The 17,100-nt window shown below is 68.8% G+C and carries 15 protein-coding genes, 1 tRNA gene and 6 pseudogenes; 14 read left to right on the top strand and 8 right to left on the bottom strand.

Going from position 1 to position 17,100, the window contains the following annotated elements; translation table 11 throughout:
* Positions 1–110: 110 nt before the first annotated feature.
* Positions 111–467 (top strand): annotated as a pseudogene (locus ACZ7LT_RS10555) (nuclease); the annotation flags it as partial.
* Between the two features lie 4 nt (positions 468–471).
* Here ACZ7LT_RS10555 and ACZ7LT_RS10550 read toward each other — a convergent pair.
* The 3 genes from ACZ7LT_RS10550 to ACZ7LT_RS10540 all read right to left on the bottom strand — a co-directional run bounded on the left by ACZ7LT_RS10550 (position 472) and on the right by ACZ7LT_RS10540 (position 4,250).
* Entirely contained in the window at positions 472–1,224 is a 753-nt protein-coding gene (locus tag ACZ7LT_RS10550) for a hypothetical protein (RefSeq protein ID WP_471235590.1), read from the bottom strand.
* A 237-nt stretch (positions 1,225–1,461) separates the two neighbouring features.
* Positions 1,462–2,871, bottom strand: a complete 1,410-nt coding sequence (locus ACZ7LT_RS10545; RefSeq protein WP_471235589.1) for a hypothetical protein — start codon at positions 2,869–2,871, stop codon at positions 1,462–1,464.
* A 17-nt stretch (positions 2,872–2,888) separates the two neighbouring features.
* Positions 2,889–4,250 carry a hypothetical protein gene (locus ACZ7LT_RS10540; RefSeq protein ID WP_471235588.1) on the bottom strand — a complete coding sequence of 454 codons (1,362 nt, stop codon included), beginning with the start codon at positions 4,248–4,250 and terminating at the stop codon, positions 2,889–2,891.
* 432 nt (positions 4,251–4,682) lie between these two features.
* Here ACZ7LT_RS10540 and ACZ7LT_RS10535 point away from each other — a divergent pair.
* From ACZ7LT_RS10535 to ACZ7LT_RS10505, 7 genes and pseudogenes are all read left to right on the top strand, one after another.
* Positions 4,683–5,023, top strand: a pseudogene (locus tag ACZ7LT_RS10535) (transposase); the annotation flags it as partial.
* 111 nt (positions 5,024–5,134) lie between these two features.
* Positions 5,135–5,683: a GNAT family N-acetyltransferase gene (locus ACZ7LT_RS10530; RefSeq protein ID WP_471235626.1), complete on the top strand. Its 549-nt coding sequence runs from the start codon at positions 5,135–5,137 to the stop codon at positions 5,681–5,683.
* A gap of 543 nt (positions 5,684–6,226) precedes the next feature.
* Complete coding sequence (locus ACZ7LT_RS10525; protein WP_471235587.1) at positions 6,227–7,963, top strand: sensor histidine kinase; 1,737 nt, start codon at positions 6,227–6,229, stop codon at positions 7,961–7,963.
* A 7-nt stretch (positions 7,964–7,970) separates the two neighbouring features.
* Entirely contained in the window at positions 7,971–8,405 is a 435-nt protein-coding gene (locus ACZ7LT_RS10520) for a roadblock/LC7 domain-containing protein (protein ID WP_471235586.1), read from the top strand.
* Between the two features lie 2 nt (positions 8,406–8,407).
* On the top strand, positions 8,408–8,779 hold the full coding sequence (locus ACZ7LT_RS10515; RefSeq protein ID WP_471235585.1) for a DUF742 domain-containing protein: 372 nt from the start codon (positions 8,408–8,410) through the stop codon (positions 8,777–8,779).
* Positions 8,757–9,416, top strand: a complete 660-nt coding sequence (locus ACZ7LT_RS10510) for a GTP-binding protein (RefSeq protein WP_471235584.1) — start codon at positions 8,757–8,759, stop codon at positions 9,414–9,416. The genes ACZ7LT_RS10515 and ACZ7LT_RS10510 overlap by 23 nt, the downstream gene beginning before the upstream one ends.
* Positions 9,413–9,985 (top strand): GAF domain-containing protein, encoded by a 573-nt coding sequence (locus tag ACZ7LT_RS10505; protein ID WP_471235583.1) that lies wholly within the window; start codon positions 9,413–9,415, stop codon positions 9,983–9,985. Before ACZ7LT_RS10510 ends, ACZ7LT_RS10505 begins: the two co-directional genes overlap by 4 nt.
* An 81-nt stretch (positions 9,986–10,066) precedes the next feature.
* On the opposite strand, the gene ACZ7LT_RS10500 is transcribed toward ACZ7LT_RS10505, so the two are convergent.
* Positions 10,067–11,263, bottom strand: a complete 1,197-nt coding sequence (locus ACZ7LT_RS10500; RefSeq protein ID WP_471235582.1) for an acyl-CoA dehydrogenase family protein — start codon at positions 11,261–11,263, stop codon at positions 10,067–10,069.
* Between the two features lie 569 nt (positions 11,264–11,832).
* On the opposite strand from ACZ7LT_RS10500, the gene ACZ7LT_RS10495 reads away from it, so the two are divergent.
* Positions 11,833–11,906, top strand: a tRNA-Pro gene (locus ACZ7LT_RS10495).
* 348 nt (positions 11,907–12,254) lie between these two features.
* On the opposite strand, the pseudogene ACZ7LT_RS10490 reads toward ACZ7LT_RS10495, so the two are convergent.
* Both ACZ7LT_RS10490 and ACZ7LT_RS10485 read right to left on the bottom strand, forming a co-directional pair.
* Positions 12,255–12,551 (bottom strand): annotated as a pseudogene (locus ACZ7LT_RS10490) (tyrosine-type recombinase/integrase); the annotation flags it as partial.
* 149 nt (positions 12,552–12,700) lie between these two features.
* Positions 12,701–13,009: pseudogene (locus ACZ7LT_RS10485) on the bottom strand (site-specific integrase); the annotation flags it as partial.
* A 575-nt stretch (positions 13,010–13,584) separates the two neighbouring features.
* Here ACZ7LT_RS10485 and ACZ7LT_RS10480 point away from each other — a divergent pair.
* Both ACZ7LT_RS10480 and ACZ7LT_RS10475 read left to right on the top strand, forming a co-directional pair.
* Positions 13,585–13,920, top strand: coding sequence for an ArsR/SmtB family transcription factor (locus ACZ7LT_RS10480; RefSeq protein WP_471235581.1), 336 nt, complete (start codon positions 13,585–13,587; stop codon positions 13,918–13,920).
* Positions 13,920–14,606: a cation efflux transmembrane domain-containing protein gene (locus ACZ7LT_RS10475; protein ID WP_471235580.1), complete on the top strand. Its 687-nt coding sequence runs from the start codon at positions 13,920–13,922 to the stop codon at positions 14,604–14,606. Before ACZ7LT_RS10480 ends, ACZ7LT_RS10475 begins: the two co-directional genes overlap by 1 nt.
* A gap of 99 nt (positions 14,607–14,705) precedes the next feature.
* Here the strand turns inward: ACZ7LT_RS10475 and ACZ7LT_RS10470 are convergent, their stop codons facing one another.
* The gene (locus ACZ7LT_RS10470; RefSeq protein ID WP_471235579.1) at positions 14,706–15,668 is read right to left on the bottom strand and encodes a methyltransferase domain-containing protein; all 963 of its coding nucleotides are present in this window, start codon (positions 15,666–15,668) and stop codon (positions 14,706–14,708) included.
* Positions 15,669–16,182: 514 nt separating this feature from the next.
* Here ACZ7LT_RS10470 and ACZ7LT_RS10465 point away from each other — a divergent pair.
* A pseudogene (locus ACZ7LT_RS10465) lies at positions 16,183–16,302 on the top strand (IS481 family transposase); the annotation flags it as partial.
* Here ACZ7LT_RS10465 and ACZ7LT_RS10460 read toward each other — a convergent pair.
* Positions 16,299–16,406 (bottom strand): annotated as a pseudogene (locus ACZ7LT_RS10460) (IS5/IS1182 family transposase); the annotation flags it as partial. The pseudogenes ACZ7LT_RS10465 and ACZ7LT_RS10460 sit on opposite strands and share 4 nt — an antisense overlap.
* Before the next feature lie 13 nt (positions 16,407–16,419).
* Here ACZ7LT_RS10460 and ACZ7LT_RS10455 point away from each other — a divergent pair.
* Together ACZ7LT_RS10455 and ACZ7LT_RS10450 are read left to right on the top strand one after the other, a co-directional pair.
* Positions 16,420–16,755: an alkylmercury lyase family protein gene (locus tag ACZ7LT_RS10455; RefSeq protein ID WP_471235578.1), complete on the top strand. Its 336-nt coding sequence runs from the start codon at positions 16,420–16,422 to the stop codon at positions 16,753–16,755.
* Between the two features lie 139 nt (positions 16,756–16,894).
* Positions 16,895–17,092 (top strand): hypothetical protein, encoded by a 198-nt coding sequence (locus ACZ7LT_RS10450; RefSeq protein WP_471235630.1) that lies wholly within the window; start codon positions 16,895–16,897, stop codon positions 17,090–17,092.
* Positions 17,093–17,100 lie beyond the last annotated feature (8 nt).

Raw genomic sequence — 17,100 nt, 5'->3', positions numbered from 1 at the left:
CGAAGGAGCCTCAGGCACCACCCGCTGGAACAACTCCCACAACTCGTCCGGCACCAGCCGCTCAACAATCCCCACCACGACCGACAGATTACCGACCCGCCAAATGAGACAACGTCTTAACCAGTCTTCGTGTGGAAATGGCCGCCGTGGCCGTGCAGGCACGCGAGGCCCGCCGAGGCCTGTGGGTCAGCGATGTGACCACCACCGGAGCGAAGATCACGGGGCTGGCCTCACTGACCGACGACGTGGTGATCCTCCCCAAGCTGTTCCGCCGCACCGTCGACTACCTGCGCTTGGCCATGCCGCTGTCGTGCTACCCCGCCTTCCTGGCCGGTGTCCAGGACCGGTACTCCGTCCTGTCCACGGGCGAACGCCGCGCCGGCCTGCACCACATCGTCGAGGTGACGAACGGCCACACGGTGAGGATGACGCACCAGCCCGATGACCTGGTCTTCGAGGACGCCTGACGCTTCAACCCTGCGCGGCGGCCACGAGAGCGGTGAGCACACGGTGAGTCTTGCTGTCGGGGAGCCCGGACAGCATCACCCCTCGTTCGAGCACCGCCTCTTCGAGCTTGCGCAGCTGGCGCTCGGCCCGTTCCTTGAACTTCTCCGCGTCGTCGCCGGCCTTGGGCTTCACACGGATCGAAGCCTCCAGGAAGTTCAGGCCGGCGGCCGACCACGCCTCCAGGTCGACCTTCAGGTCCTCGAGCGGAACATCGTCCGCCTTCGTCGCGGAGATCGGCCCCAGAGCGACAAGCCCGTCGAACTGGACGTCGTGAGCGCAGGCATCCAGGAACTGGTCCTGCACCTCGTCGAACAGCGTGGCGGGATCGGACCCCTGTGTCACCGCGGCCGGCAATGCCCCCGGTGGGTGACTGCGCACCAGGGAAGCCGCCAGAACGCGGCCGTTCCTCGACCAGTCCTCCTCGATCCTGTACGTGAGCGGATCCACCTCGAACGGGGCGGAGAACCGGCCGACCAGCTGCTCCCGGGTACAGGGACGCAACTTGACGACCAAGTCATCCTGACCGCCACCGATCCTGAGGCGTACGATCACTCCACCGTCCAGGAGCAGTAGCTTCCCCTGCGCGACACCGACCCGGTCCTCGGCGAACCAGATCCGACGCGTCATCAGCGCGCCCTGCGAAGCGCCGAGAGCCGACATCGCTCCCGCCACGTCGCCCTCGACATTGACCTTGATTTCCACCGGCAGTAGGTCCATTACATCGCTCCTGCACGCGTATGGAGAGCTCATGAAACCTAAGCGGTCGCCTGCCTACACGGCCTTTCCGAAATCATCAGTCTCGAGATACACCTCGGCCACCACTTGAAGATAGGTCTCATACTGCGTAGGAAATCCATCCTTTCCTACGATGGCGCCTCGGCCAGTCTTCTCAAGGTTGCCGCACTCTACTGCGCTTACGAACTTCGGCGGTCCGGACCGCCGGTACGGACGGCCTCACGGCGCCGTGTCGCCGATTCGCAGCGCTAGCTTAACTGTGGACCCCTTCGACACCACCGACCCGCCTGGCGGGTCCTGCGCCTTAACGAAGACTGCTCCACCGAACTCGTATGGTGGATGGATGTCGTCGGCGGCGAGGTCAGCGACATACGCGAGGTTTCCGAACTCGCCCGCGAGGACGATCGGCTCGCCGGTAAACGGGACGGGCTCGGCGGTAAACGGCGCGAGCGGGAACGGGGATACGAGAAGATCGTGGTGATCGCGGAACGAGAAGCCCAGGGTGAAGATCGGGAAATGCTCCACCATATTCGGGACCGTGACCCGGGTGGAATCCCCGATCTTCGGGAGCAGGCGCGCGAAGTCCTCCGGAGCGGACTGGACGCGCATGCACGTGGTGGCATCGTTGGAGCACTTCGACATCTGCAACCGGATCGCATCCACCTGCTGCAAGCAGTCCTTACGCGCCTTGGCCAGCACCGCGTCATCGACGTTGCTGCCATCCGCGTTCTTGAACTGGTCGATGTTCTTGCGGACGAAGTCGATGTCGTTGATGACGGTGCTGAACCCGTCTATCAGGCTCGCATTGAAGGTCAGCACGTCCTGCTGGTTCTGCACGTCGATGAACGTGAGCTCGTCGCCGGGGAGCGCCAGTCCCCTATAGTCGTGCACCAGCATCGAGTACGGCACGCCCTGGTCGACTCCGACCAGGGTCGGGAACACGCGAGCCTTCTCCATGATCGCGTCGAGGGTGGTCTCGGTCCCTGTATTGGAGCCACCAGCCTGGAAGACGTAGACGCTCACGTCGAGCTTGCTCTTGGAGGCGGCGATCTTCGAGGAGATGTCGGCGTCGAGCGAGCCGCCCGCGACACCGGGTGCGCCTGCGCGGGCATGAATCTCCCCCGCGATCGACGAGCATTCCGTCGTGTCCAGGCTCTCCACCTTGTAGATCGCGAAGTACTCGCCCCCGGTTTTGATCCCGAGGACGAATCGGTCCCCGAACCGGTCGCGGAAACGGGCGGTCTTATGTTTCCGCAAGAGATCTGCAGCCTCCTCCGACAGCACCGGGTTGTCCAGCGTCCGGGTCGCGTTGAAGACCTGGACGCCCACCACCACGTAGAGCGAGAAGCTGTTCACCGCGATGTCGCTGGCGAACTTGAACTTCGCGCTGGTATCACCAAACATGCTCCCCGCACTCACGTCGACGGAGATGCCCAGTGCCTGATGCAGGACGCTCGACTCCTGCACGATCTGCAGGGTCTTCGTCACGATCTGCCCGCCGGCCTGCGCTGGCGCCGTCAGCGACGTGCCCATCACCGCCGGGCTCTTGGTCGCTACGCCGGTCAGCACGTCGTAGCCCAGGCCCACCTTCATTCCGTCCAGGAACGGGATCTCTGTCTGCGCCGCCATCGTCGCCTCGCTCAGCTTTACGGTCCGAAATTCTCCTGCAGCGGGGACACTCTGACGTGCAGTACGCTGCCGCCCGGAACAAACGTGCCGTCCGCGGGAGTCTGTCCGACGATGGTGCCCGCGTCGGGCAACGGGGGTGTGCCCATGGCCCCCCAGTCCAGTACCTCAGGGTTGTCGATGATGAAGTAGAACCCCTGCTCGCCCAGGAGGTCCACGACCACCCGGTTCTTCGTCCAGTCAAAGAGCCCGGAGTACGTTACGGCCTTCGTCCCGATCAGGTGCGGAGCCCGCTGCAGACCCGGCCGGGGTGCGCGCAGGATCGGCAGCCGGCTTGTGAAGTCCTCGGGTGACTGGGTGAAGTGCACACAGGTGGAGGCATCCCGGGTGCAGTCGGAGATGGCCCTGGTCAACTGGTCGACGATGGCCAGGCACTGCTGACGGGCCTGCTGCAGGGCCACGTCGTCCGGCGGTGACCCGTCCGGATTGCGGAATCGATCGAGATGCTTGCGGATAAATCCGATATCGTTGACCAGCGTCGTGAAGTCGTACAGCAGCCGGGAATTGAAGAGGAGACACTCGGTCTGCTGCTCCTGATCGAAGAAATTCAGATTGTCACCCGGGAGTTTCAACCCATTGTACTCGTCGAGGAGGACCTGATAGGGAATAGCTTGGCCGCCCGAGACCAGGGTCGGGAACTTGTGCGCCTTCTCGATCATCTCTGACAGCGCCGTCTCCGTCTCACTAATCCCGCCGGCCGAGTACACGAAGACGTTCACGTTCAGCTCGTTGCGCGAGGTGGACTTCCTGCTCTCGACGGCAGCGTTTAGATTGGACCGCAAGGCTGGGTTGTGGAAGCTCGCCGAGACTTGCGCCGCAACGTCGGTGCGCTCCCGCTCGTCGAAACTCTGCACGCGGTATACCGCGTAGTACTCACCACCGGATTTCAGGCCGGAGATGTACCGGTTGCCGAAGCGCTCACGAAAACGATCCGTCTGCCCGGTGGCCAGCAGGTCGGTCGCGTCAGGAACGAGAGCCGGCGCGTCCACCGTCACACAGGAGTTTATTACCTCCACCGCCAGCACCGCGTACAGGCAGTATTGCGTTACCGCGCACCGGTTCGCGAACTGCATCTTCGCCGTCGCGGAGAAACCCGCGTAGCTGCCGGACACTGCGGCGGACAGTCCCAAGGCCTCCTGGAGCGCGTTGGTCCCCTGCACCAGGCGGAAGGTCGTCGTGACGGTCTGCCCGCCGCCAGTCTGTGGCGGACTGGTCTGCGGGTTCTGGATGACCCGGGCGCTCGATGGGCTGCCGGTCAGCAGATCGAAGCCTAGGCCCACCTTCATCCCGCTCACGAATGGAATCTTCAGCTGCTGTCCCATGTCTGCCCTCCAGCGAAGGCACGAACGCTGATCCGGTGGCTGCACCGAGATCCTCGCAGGTCTGGCGCTCAAAAGACGATAGGCCAACCCTCTTGCTTGGCTTGCTCTGCGGTGTAGGAGACGCCATGGATCATGATGCCGGCGGGATCCAGAAGGGTGATGGTGCCGCCGTTGTAACTACGGCCGCAGCCGGTGCACAGAATCGGCCGTATACGGAGGCGTCGGAAATGTCGAGGGTGTGCTTGATGTGCGACACCGGGAATTCACCTCCTCGCCGGCGTCACCTTGCCGCGGAGGCGTCCTGCACGACCGTCGGATGCGGCTTGGCGGACTGCACGTGAAGCAGGGCCCACCCATCCAGGATGAACCCGTTCCACGGAGGGGACAACTTTAGACCGTGTCCTACATGGCCAGTTGGCCGCTGGGCTGGTCATGGGGAGTGGGCGGTGGGGATGGATCGTGCCAGAGGGCCTGTGGGAGATCGCCAGGTCGTTGCTGCCGCCGGTGCGAGTGAGACCGCAGGGCGACGGGGTGGCGAATATCGATGACGAGGCGGTGTTCGCGGCGATCATCTACGTGCTGGTCAGCGGCTGTGCATGGCGGGCACTACGCCGTGCTTCGAAGCGTCGAAGTCGACGGTGCACCGCTGGTTCCTGATCTGGTCCAGGGCCAGAGTCTGGGGCCGGCTGCACCAGAAGATCCTCCAGCTTCTGGACGAACGAGCCCTGGTCGACCTCTCCCGCGCGGGAGGACGCCGCAGCGACCCACCCCCGAGTCGTGGGCATGCTCAGGAGCTTCGACAGCCGGCTCGCCGAAATCGCGCCTGCCGGGGCGCAGACTGCCCGCTGGCGGGCTCACACCGCCCAGGTCAAGGAGAACCGCAGGTGACAGAACGCACGGCCCGCATGCACAAGCATGACCGGTACACCCCCCAAGTCCGAACCTCGCTCGGGAACCTGTACGAACAGGTGCGTGCTGACCTGCTCCACCACCCGAACTACAAGCTGGGTGTCTTCCTGGAGCGCCTGGACCGGCACGCGGGCGAGCCGGGCTGGGCGGCCGTCATCGCACACGACGCGGCGACCGGCGAGCCGGTCGGATACGCCTACGGCAACATCGTTGCCCCTGGCGACCGCTGGTGGAAGCGGACGAGCACCCCTCCGCCCAGCAGGTACGCCGGCCGGGGCGCCGTCGCGGTCAAGGAGATCGGCGTCATTCCGGAGTGGCGAGGAATAGGAGTCTCGCGGCAGATGCATGACGAGCTCCTGACCGAGCGGCCGGAACCGTACGCGACGCTCATGGTCAAGACCAGTGCAGGCGACGGCAATGTGATGCGACTCTACGAGGGCTGGGGCTATGAGGAGATCGGGGTCGTACAACCGTCTCCCAAGTCGCCCTGGCTGGTGTGCATGGTCCGCAACACCCGGGCGTAGGGTCCCGCGGTCCTATGCTCCGTGATTCGGACATCACGGCGCCTGCTGGCCGAGATCCGGCCCCTCGCCGCGGCCGCCGGCGCGGACGCCCGGATCGCGCTGCCTCGGCCTGGCGAGCCCTTCGAGCCGGCCGCCGCGAAGGTCCCGGACGCGCCATGGTGGCGCGATGTCGCGCATGCGCCGGGGCCCCTCGGCACCGGCCCCGCGATCCCCGGCGGCCAGGCCCCCGCGACCAGGGCGACCGCCCGAAGGAGCCCCTGGCCAGCGGCCGGGACGAGGGCAGGGACGCCCAGGAGGCCGCCCCCACCGCCTGACCCGGGCGGTCAACACAGCGTTTTCGGGCGGCCGTACGAGGCCTCATACCAGAGCGGGACGCTTGGCGGGCAAAGTTGTCAACTGCCCACCGCACATGAACGCAACACGACTACCGTGTGTGTCCGGTGATCAACGGTGGGCTCATGGCACTCAGCCGTGTCCATCCGTGCGCCGAAGCGAATACCTCGCAGTACGCCGATTCCTGGGGCCCACGTACCAAGGACGCTGATGTCTCAACTTCGCGCACCCGCCGCGCGGCCGGACCGCCGTGAGGGCGGGCGGCACGGCCGGCCAGGCGCCCGTTCCCACTCCGCCACGGGGAGGTCCGCGCCGCTCGTTCCGGAAGCCCGTATACGCCCCCACCTGCTGCGCACCTCGGTGCTGCCGGCCGTCGTGGTCGCCCTCGGTGGGGCGGCCGCGGTGCTCTTCACCCTCCGCTCCACCGGAGCCGTCCCCACGCCCGGCCTGTGGGCCGCGCTCGCCGGCTCCGCCGCGGTGGCCGCCGCCGGGGTGGCCGCCGCCGTACGGGGGGCGGACCGCGCCGCCAAGTCCGTGGAGGACCGCTGCCAGGCCATGCGCCGGACCGCGGCCCGCGGCCAGAACGACCTGCGCACCGTCGTCGAGCTGCTGCGCCGCGGCGAGGGCCCCCCGGCCCGCGCCAAGACGCCGCCCCCCGCCAGCGGCTCCGACGAATTCGAGCTGCTGGCACAGGAGTTGGACCGGTCCCACGACGCCGCCGTGGCGGCCGTCGTCCAGGCCTCCCAGCTCTCCAGCAGCGTCGGCAACGAACAGAAGGTGGAGGTCTTCGTCAATCTGGCCCGCCGGCTCCAGTCCCTCGTGCACCGCGAGATCCAGCTCCTCGACGAGCTGGAGAACGAGGTCGAGGACCCGGAGCTGCTCAAGGGCCTGTTCCACGTCGACCACCTGGCGACCCGTATCCGCCGGCACGCCGAGAACCTCGCCGTCCTCGGCGGCGCCATCTCCCGGCGCCAGTGGTCCAACCCCGTCACCATGACCGAGGTGCTGCGCTCCTCCATCGCCGAGGTCGAGCAGTACCCCCGGGTCAAGCTGGTGCCGCCGATCGACGGCACCCTGCGCGGCCACGCCGTCGCCGACGTCATCCACCTCCTCGCCGAACTCGTCGAGAACGCGACGCTGTTCTCCGCGCCGCACACGACCGTGCTGCTGCGCGCCCAGCACGTGGCCGCCGGGCTCGCCGTCGAGGTGGAGGACCGGGGCCTTGGCATGCCGATCACCGAGCAGAACAAGATGAACGCCCTGCTCACTGACCCCGACCAGGTCAATGTGGCGCATCTGCTGCAGGACGGCCGGATCGGTCTGTTCGTCGTCTCCGCCCTCGCCCGGCGCCACGGCATCGCCGTCCGGCTCCAGTCGAACATCTACGGCGGGGTGCAGGCCGTCCTGGTCCTGCCGCACGGACTCCTCGGCCCCGAGGCGGAAGGCCTCGCGCCGGCCGACGCCCCCCGGACCGTCGAAGCGTCCATGGTCCCCGGCCCGCCGGCCCCCCGGGCCGTACCGGGCCCGGCACCCGAACCGGCCCCCCGGACGCTGACGTACACCACGTCCGCGCCCGGCATCCCGGTCCAGGCACAGCACCACGCCGCACCGGCCACCGGCGCCACACCCCCCGCCCCCCTGCCCGTCCGCGGCGAGCGGAGCGAGCGGCCCACCCCGGCCGCGGCCCCGCCCGGCGCCCCGGCGCCCGGCGGCCACCACGGCTCCGGCGGCCCGGACCGGCCCCGGCTGCCCAAGCGGCGCGCCCAGGAACACCTCGTACCGCAGCTGCGCGAGGAGCCTGCCGTACGCCGGGCCGAGGAGCCGCCGCTGCACGACCCGGGCCTGATGGCCGCCTTCCAGCGCGGGATCGGACTCGCCGAGTCCCAGCCCCCGCGCAGCGACACCCCTTTCGCACCGCAGCGACACGACGAATCTCCCAAGGAGTAGATGCACCATGGCGAGCGATGTGCCGAACGGCCCTTCCTCGGACCTCGACTGGCTGCTCGGCGGCCTGGTCCAGCGGGTCCCGCACACCCGGAACGCGGTTCTGCTCTCCTCCGACGGCCTGGTGAAATCCGTGCACGGCCTCGACCCCGACAGCGCCGACCACATGGCGGCCCTCGCCTCCGGCCTGTACTCCCTGGGCCGCAGCGCCGGCGCCCGCTTCGGCGACGGCGGAGAGGTCCGCCAGGTCGTGGTCGAACTGGACTCCACCCTGCTGTTCGTCTCCACCGCCGGCTCCGGCACCTGCCTGGCCGTCCTCGCGGGCCGCGAGGCGGACGCCGCCGTCCTCGGCTACGAGATGGCGATGCTGGTCAAGAGCGTCCGCCCATACCTGATCACCCCGGCCAGAGCGGCCGCCGCGGCCCCGGGCGCGAGGGGGCACTGAACGTGCCGTCCCCCCAGGACGGGCCTTGGCTCGACGACGCGGCCGGCCGGCTGATCCGCCCGTACACGGTGAGCGGCGGCCGGACCCGGCCGACGGCCGCGTTGGACCTTCTCTCCCTGGTGATGGCGACCGGTTCGGAGCCCCAGTCACCCCTCGGCCCCGAGCACGCCCTCGCGCTGGGGCTGTGCGAGGGGCCGACCTCGGTCGCGGAGATCGCCGCCCACTTACGCCTGCCGGCGGTCGTCACCAAGGTGCTGCTCTCCGATCTCGTGGACTGCGGGGCGCTCACCGCACGGGCGCCCCGGCTTCACGGCAACCCCACCGACCGTTCCTTGCTGGAGGCAGTGCTCGATGGCCTACGACGACGGCTCTGAGCGCCGAGAGAACACCCACCCCGCCGCGGCCCCCGGGCAGGGCGACGACCCCCTGCACGACGCCTTCCCCACCGCCCTGAAGATCCTGATCGCCGGAGGATTCGGAGTCGGCAAGACCACCTTCGTCGGGGCCGTCAGCGAGATCGAGCCGCTCTCCACCGAAGAGCTGCTCACCCAGGTCAGCGTCGCCCACGACAGCCTGGAGGGCATCGAGTCCAAGACCACCACCACGGTCGCCATGGACTTCGGCCGCATCACCCTCGACGAGCGGCATGTGCTGTACCTCTTCGGCACCCCGGGCCAGGAGCGGTTCTGGTTCATGTGGGACGAGCTCTCCGAGGGCGCGCTCGGCGCGGTCGTCCTCGCCGACACCCGCCGGCTCCAGGACTCCTTCTCCGCCGTCGACTTCTTCGAACGCCGCGACATCGGATTCGTCGTGGCCGTCAACGAGTTCGACGGCTCCTACCGCTACGCACCGGACGAGGTCCGGGCCGCGATCGATCTCAAACCGGATGTGCCGGTCGTCCTGTGCGACGCCCGGATCGCCAGCTCCGGCATCCAGGCCCTGGTCACCCTCGTCCAGCATCTGCTCACCACCACCCCGGCCCCGGCGCCGAGCTTTGGAGCTCCGTCATGACGTACGACCCGACCGGCCATCTGCTGCTGACGCCTGTCGACCACGAAGCGCCCGCCCGGGTACGGCGCCTGCGGCAGCTGGGGCTCGGGGAGCGGCCCGAAGCGGCCTTCGACGCCTTCGCCCGTAAACTCGCCGACGTCACCGGCGCGCCGTACTCGATGGTCAACTTCATCGACGAGAAACGGCAGTTCTTCGCCGGGCTGCACACCCCCTCCGGTGCGCACACCGGCGCCGACCTCGGCGCCGTGGCCGCGTCCAGTAGCGACGTCGGCCGTTTCATGGACCGCGACCACGGCTACTGCCCGCATGTGGTGGTGCGCCGCAAGGCCCTGGTCCTGGAGGACGTCTGCGACTATCCCCGCTTCGCCGGGAACCCGGTCGTCGACGAGATCGGCATCCGCTCCTACCTCGGCGCGCCGCTCATCGACCGTACGGGCATCGCGCTTGGCACGATCTGCGTGGTCGACACCGAACCGCGGGCGTGGGGGCGGGCGGGTCTGGAGACCATCAAGTCGCTCGCGGCGGAGCTGGTCGAGCAGATCCACCGCCGGGAGGACAGCGGGATCTGAGGCACGGAGCACGGCGGCGGGCGCGGGCCCCCGGGCAGGGCGTGAGCGCCTGCCCGGGGGCCCGCCCATGCGGGCGGCGCGCTAGTACGCGGGCTCCATCCGCACCACGTCGGAGAGCCGCTGCGACCACTGGCCCTTCGCCGTGCCCAGGGCGACCTCCGCGAGCCGCAGCAGCTGTACGTCCGAGGTGCCCGCCGGCGCGAAGATGTGGTGGGCGTCGCGCAGATAACGCTCGATGGGACGGTCCGTGAAAAGCCCCGCGGCGGCGTGGATCTCCATCGCGTTACGGGCCGAGTCGAGGGTCGACTCCACGTTGACCAGCTTGGCGTTCATCAGCTCCGCGTCGCACGGCAGGCCCTGGTCGAGCAGATGCACCGCGTGGTACGCGGCCAGCCGGGCGGTCATCAGCCGCGACTGGAGCTGCCCCAACTTCAGCTTCACCGACGGCAGTTCGTACAGCGGCTGGCCGTAGCGGACGCGCTCGGCGCAGAACCGGCTGGTCTCCTCGACGATGGCCTGGTGGATCCCGAGCGAGACGGCGGTGAGATTGGCCCGCCCGTACAGCACGCTGGAGGAGTACGCCACCGCCAGCCCGTCGCCCTCCTCGCCGAGCCGGTTGGACGCCGGGACCCGGCAGTTCTCGAAGATGAGCTCGCCGAAGCCGAAGCCGTGCAGGCCCATCGTGGGCTGCTGCGGCCCGACCCGCAGGCCCGGCCGACCGGACTCGACGAGGAACGCCGTCAGCCCCCGGGAGCCGGGCCCGGTCCGTACCACGACGCCGTGCAGATCGCCGATCTGGCTGTTGCCGACGTAGACCTTGCGGCCGTTGAGGAGATAGTCGTCCCCGTCGCGCACGGCGGTGGCGGTCATGCCGAGGACGTGACCGCCCGACTCGTGCTCGGTGACCGCGATCGTCGGCAGGCACTCGCCCGCCGCGATCGGCGGCAGCCAGGTCTTCTTCTGCTCGTCGCTGCCGAAGTGCACGATCTTGGCGGCGCCGAGCTGCGAGGCCTGGACCACGGCGCCCATGGCGCCGCTGACCCGGGCCAGCTCCTCGATGATGATCGTCTTGCCCAGGTGCCCCACACCCAGCCCGCCGTGGTCCCGGCCGATCGTCGCGCCGATCCAGCCCTGCCGCGCGATCAGCCGCGACAGCTGCCGGTGCACGCCCCGGGCCGCCTCCATGGCGGGTATCTGCGGTCGCACCTCCGTCTCCGCGAAGTGCCTGACGTTCTCGCGGAGTTGGTGATGCATCCGACTGGCGAAGTAGCCGTCCATCCGAGCCCTCCCCTGCGAAACCTCTGCTCGCGTCGTTGTTCGAGCAGGTGGTGCATCGGCAGTGGTCCCGTCGTGAACAGGCCGACTACCTCATGATGTTGATCTTTTCGAAGCCTCTCAAGCGCCCAACCGTCTTTGTCTGAAAGCGGAACTGTTGACTCTGCGTGAATGTTATGTTCCGCATGGTAGCGGCCCGACGGGTCCTGTTCGTAGGGCATTCCCGGTGCGCATCTTTCTGCCACATGCCATGGGCATGTGGTGCCCGGCCCGACGGTACGGACCGGCCGCCGACCACCTCAGGCTTCACAGGGGCCCCGGCGGGGAGCCAGGGCAGGACCGATTCAGCGCTGTTCTCGACCGGATGGGACGTGTCCGGTGCGTCGGCTGCCCGGCGTGCGGGTGTGCGCCGGGGCGCTACGGCCTAGAAAGCGCGCTCTTCACGCCGGGTGGCCGTACGGACACATGCTGTGTGGGTCACCCGGCCGGAAAGCGGTTCGTGACCACCGCGGGAAGTGCGGTATTGTTCTCATGCACGTTCGGCCGGGGGAAACCCCAGGTCAGACGGGCACCGGGACGTGGCGCAGCTTGGTAGCGCACTTGACTGGGGGTCAAGGGGTCGCAGGTTCAAATCCTGTCGTCCCGACTTTGCTTTATGCAGGTCGGAGGCCGTTCTCTCATCCATGAGAGGGCGGCTTTTCCATGCCCGGAGTCCTGGTGGTCGCAGTGTGGTCGCACGCCTGGTTCTGGGCTTGTCCGCCGTGGTGCTCAACACGGGCGGGGCGGGGGAGCGGAGGCGGTTGAGGGCTTCGCGGAGTCGTTGTATGTGGTCGCTTGGTGGTCGCAGCCACGTCGGCCGGTCCGTACGGCGGCTGGTTGTCTCGACTTCTGTGAGGGTGTGGTCGATGGTGTCGACGGCTTCGCGGGCGGCCTGCTGGGTGAGGTGGCTGTAGACGTTCGCGGTGGTCGAGAGGGTCGAGTGCCGCAGCGTTTTGGAGGCCACGGTGAGCGGGACGCCAGCGGTGATGGTGATGGTGGCGGCGAGGTGCCGCAGGTCGTGAACGGTGATGCGGGGAACGTCGGCTTCGTCGGACAGATTCCGGAGCCGGTCGAGTACGCCCTGCGGGCGGAGTGGCCGGCCGTCGGGTCTGCAGAACACGAGTCCGGCGAACCGATCACAGGGATCGCCGCGGGAGTGGGTTGTTGCCCGGGCCCGGTGTTGGAGTGCGGCGGCGACGCGGGGTGAGATGGCCACCCAGCCGCGGCTCGACCTGGTCTTCGGGCTGGTGATGACGAGGTGGTTGTTGTCGATCGCGGAGAGGTGCAGCGGACGTAGAGAACCCGTTCGGGCAGGCGGAGGTCGTGCCAGTGAAGCCCCAGGGCCTCTCCCTTGCGCATGCCGGTGCCGATGAGAAACTCGAACAGGTCGGCCATCTCCGGGTCGGCCCGATGGCAGTGCTGGAGGAAGCGGACGGCCTCGTCAGCGGTCCAGATCCGCCGCTCCGGCGACGGTGGGCGGTGAAGTGCTGGGGGGGCTGGCTGGGTTGTGCGGGAGGCGGTGCTGGCGGAAGGCGTCGCCGAGGGCGCTGGAGAGTGTGGCCAGGCACCGGTAGAGGTGGTCCGGCCGCGGCCGGAGGCGAGCTCGCTGGTGGCGAATGCGGCGATGTGGCGGTGCCCGAGCTCGTCCAGCTTCAGGGTCCCGAAGGCCGGGACGAGATCGTTGTGGACGTGGTCCCTGTATCGCGCCATGGTGGTCGGCTTGAGCACGAGGGCCTTGGTGGCGAGCCAGGCGGTCAGGTAGTCGGCGACGCTCTGGTTCGGGTCGGCGTTGAACCCGCCGGCCTCGCCCTCCAGGAACCGCCGCCCCTTCGGCAGCGTCGTGGCTGACGAAGCCGCCACGGCGGACGGTCGTCCGGCCGCGGCGCGGTGCCGGGGACGTCGACGGCGAAGGTCCAGGTCCCGTGGGCACCGTCAGCGAACAGGTGCGGGCAGTGCGCTCCGAGTTGGTGACGCAGTGTGTCGCGGCAGCCTCACCTCCGGTAGTTGCGGCCGCGGTCGCCGGTGGTACGCATGGGGATCGCCTCCAGGAGGCGGAGGAAAGGTCGACACCTCCAGTCTCGTGCGACCACCTGCGACCACCACGACCCATGCGCCCCCCTGTGACCTGCGCTTTCCCCTTGTCTTCGCGCAAGGGCGCGGCCGTGACAGTCAGGGCCGCTGCTTCCCCGATCGCGGCGCCGACCAGGTTTCAGGAGGCGAGGACCCGGCCGCGGCAACATTAATCCATGATTTCCTGAATTCAGGAAGTCTTGTACTGTCGTTGTGTGCTGACCGTCGCTCCTGACATCGAGGTGCTGGCCCGTTTCGGCCGCGCGCTCGCCGATCCGATCCGCTGCCGCCTGCTGCTCGCGCTGCGCCATGCTCCCGCGTACCCGTCCGATCTGGCCGACCAGCTCGGGATCTCCCGGACCAGGCTGTCGAACCATCTCGCCTGCCTGCGCGACTGTGGCCTGGCCGTCACCGTGCCCGACGGCCGGCGCACACGCTACGAACTCGCAGACGAACGCCTCGGCCACGCCCTGGACGACCTGCGCGCCGCCGTCGTAGCGATCGAGGCCGACAAGACGTGCCTGGATGCCGAGGCGGAGGGCTGCTGCTGATGGCATCGATATCGCCGGGTCCGTCGCCGGCCCGCCGAATACGCCTGCTGGTCGCCGCCACCATCGCCTACAACGTCGTCGAGGCGATCGTCGCGATCACCGCCGGCACGCTCGCCTCCTCCACCGCCCTGATCGGCTTCGGCCTCGACTCCGTCATCGAGGTCTCCTCCGCCACGGCCGTCGCCTGGCAGTTTTCCGCCCGTGACCACGCTGTGCGCGAGGCGCGGGAGAAGGCCACGCTGCGGATCATCTCCGTGTCCTTCTTCGCGCTTGCCGCATATGTCGCCGTCGACTCGGTCCGCGCGCTGGCCGGTTCCGGTGAGGCCGACCGCTCGATCGCCGGTATCGCCATCGCCGCCCTGTCCCTCGCGGTAATGCCGTTCCTGTCCGCCGCCCAGCGCCGGGCCGGTCACGAACTCGGCTCGGCCAGCGCCGTCGCCGACTCCAAGCAGACCCTGCTGTGCACCTATCTCTCCGCAGTCCTCCTGGTCGGTCTGGTCCTCAATGCCACCCTCGGCTGGTCATGGGCCGACCCAGCCGCCGCGCTGGTCATCGCCGCCGTTGCGATCAAGGAAGGCCATGACGCATGGCAGGGCAAGGGCTGTTGCGCCCCCGCCCCGGCTGCTGCGCCGAGGAGCGAGACGGGTGGGAGCGGCTGCCGGCCCGGATGCGACTGCTACACCTGATCGAACTGGGCCGCTGTCGATGGCGGATGACGGGAATCGAACCCGCGCCCCAAGCTTGGGGATGCGGTTGTACGCACGCTGGAACTGCCCGGGGATGGGTCACAGGGGCCGGGTCTGGGTGACGCGCCACAAGCGGCGCGGCAGTTCGCCTTCCTCGAAGCCATGGACTTCGTTCAGGGTCCAGTTGTCGGACAGCGCGTCGACCAGGTCGCGCGAGAAGAAGTGCACGGCGAAGCCGCCGTGTTCGTAGATGTCGTCGCCGTGCGGGGTGCCCGTGCCGTAGTGGCTGTCGCCGGTGTGCCGGACGGTATAGACGAACACCCCGCCCGGCCGCAGCACTCGGCGGACCTCATGGACCAGGGCGTGGATCTCTGGAGTGGACAGGGCCATGCACAGCAGCATGTGCGCGAAGACGGCGTCCACCGAGGCATCCGGCAGCGGCAGCGACTCGCGGACGTCGTGCACGGCGGTGCTGATTCGATCTGCGACGCCTTGGACGCGGGCAGCCTCCTGTAGCTGCTGAAGGCCGGTGGCGCTGAAGTCGGTGGCTTGCACGGTGAAGCCCTCGCGGGCGAGGTACAGGGCGTCGCGGCCGTGCCCGGCCCCCAGCTCCAGCACATCCTTGGCTCCGGCCGAATGGAACACAGCGGCGGCGTGGACCGCAGCGGTGGAGGGCTGATCGCCGTACATGCCCGGGTGGGCCGAGTAGGTGTTCTGCCAGTGGTGCCGTTGCGCGTCGGCGAGGCCCTGGTCGTGGCGGCGGTCGGTCAGCGCCTGGCGTAGCTGGTCGAGGCTGGGGAGACCGGCAAGGCCGTCCGCTGTCCGGTAGACCCGGCACGCCAGCCCTGCCGGGCGCCCGGCCTCGGCGAACGGGTCACGTCCGTCGATCAGGAAGGTCGGCGACCCCGTGAAGCCGCACTGTTCGGCCTCACTCTGGCCAGTGACCACGCGCGTGGTGACCGCGGCGCCGTGCAGGCCGACATCGTCGAGTGCCTGCCGCAACAGCTCGACCGCAGACTCGGAGTGCGGGCAGTCGGGTACGACGAGGATCTCGATGTCCATGCCCCCAGCATCGCGCGCCGTCCACGGCCGGCACCAACGTCTGAGGAAGACTCGGGCCCCTGCGGTGACTACCGCTGCCTGTGGCTTCTGCGTTATGGCTGGCCTTGATCGGGGCCCGAGCAGTCGAAGGTGATCTGCTTGCTGGACTGACCCTCCCGGCTCCAATGGAAGCCGAAGGCGTCGGCACGGTGCGCCGTGGGAGCGGCCCCAGGTCGCGACCTGCCCCGGCCCGGTCATCGCCGACCTCCAGGCCCTGCGCACACCCTCCGGACCGCGCGTGCCATGGCCGGCCAAGCGGCGGACCGGGGGAGAACGCCGTCGCCTGCCAGGTCGTCGAAAGTGTCCCCGCGGGATCCTGAGCGCGCCCTGACGCACGGGTCCGGGGGTGCTGAGCGGCTGCCGATGTGGCTTGGCCTAGGACCTGTCTGACAAATGATCTTGGGCTCGTCGATCACCGGCGGCAGCGCCAGGCTCTGGCGTGGTGCGACAGGCGGCTCGCCGGGCCGCGGCGACCGAGCGGACCGAGGCCCTGGCAGACTTCCTCCACACCTACAACCACCACCGCTGCCACACCGCACTGGACGGACACCCGCCCATCAGCCGCGTCAACAACGCTCCGGGTCAATACACCTAGGTTCTGTCTGACGAACGATCTTGGGTGGGCTCCCGGAGCCAGAGGATGAGTGAGGCGAGGTGGACTCCGGCTTTGTAGCGGGTGGCCAGTTTGTCGAACCGGGTGACCGCGTGGTCGATGTGTGCGATCGACGCCCTCGGTATCTCCGCGATGCTCAGCCAGGACGTGACCGTCTCCTCCACCGACCCCGTCGACGCACAGCCGGTGACGGTCTCCTTCACCAACGGCTCGGCGACATGGGAGCCCGGCGAGGCGGTCGTATTCGTCGGGCGCCGCGAGGACGAAGGCCCAGCCGCCGCAGTGTGCTGCGACGCCCTCAACTTCTTTGCCGGCCAAGCCTCAGTCGAGCAGTGGCAGCTGGCCCACCCCGAGGTGTGCGGTGAGATTGTCAACCAGGCCCGCGCCCCCCAGATCGGGCAGCAGATGTTCGGTCGGCTCCTCCAGGACGGCTGACCGTACAGTCACGGCCACCTCCGATGACAGGGGCTGGCGCGTGCGGGACTTCCCAGCGTGCTCGGGCCCTGTGGGCGAGGCGAGACAGTCCCATGATGGCGCGATACCCGCTGCCCCGCCATAAGGCTGGACACGCCCGATGGATGCAGCGCCCGCCGATGCCGACCTGGCCGGATGTCACCACCGCCCGCCGCGAACCAACAATGCGGCCGCCCTGCCGCTGGCTGCCCTGGGCATGCTCAACCCGGTGATCGCCGGCGTCGCAATGGCCTCCTCGTCCGTACTCGTCGTCACCAGCAGCCTGCGGCTGCACCGCTTCCAGCCGCTGCCTCGCTGACCCGCCGG

Source organism: Streptomyces sp. NPDC039465, assembly GCF_055639315.1.
This window is presented reverse-complemented; position numbering and strand designations above follow the sequence as displayed.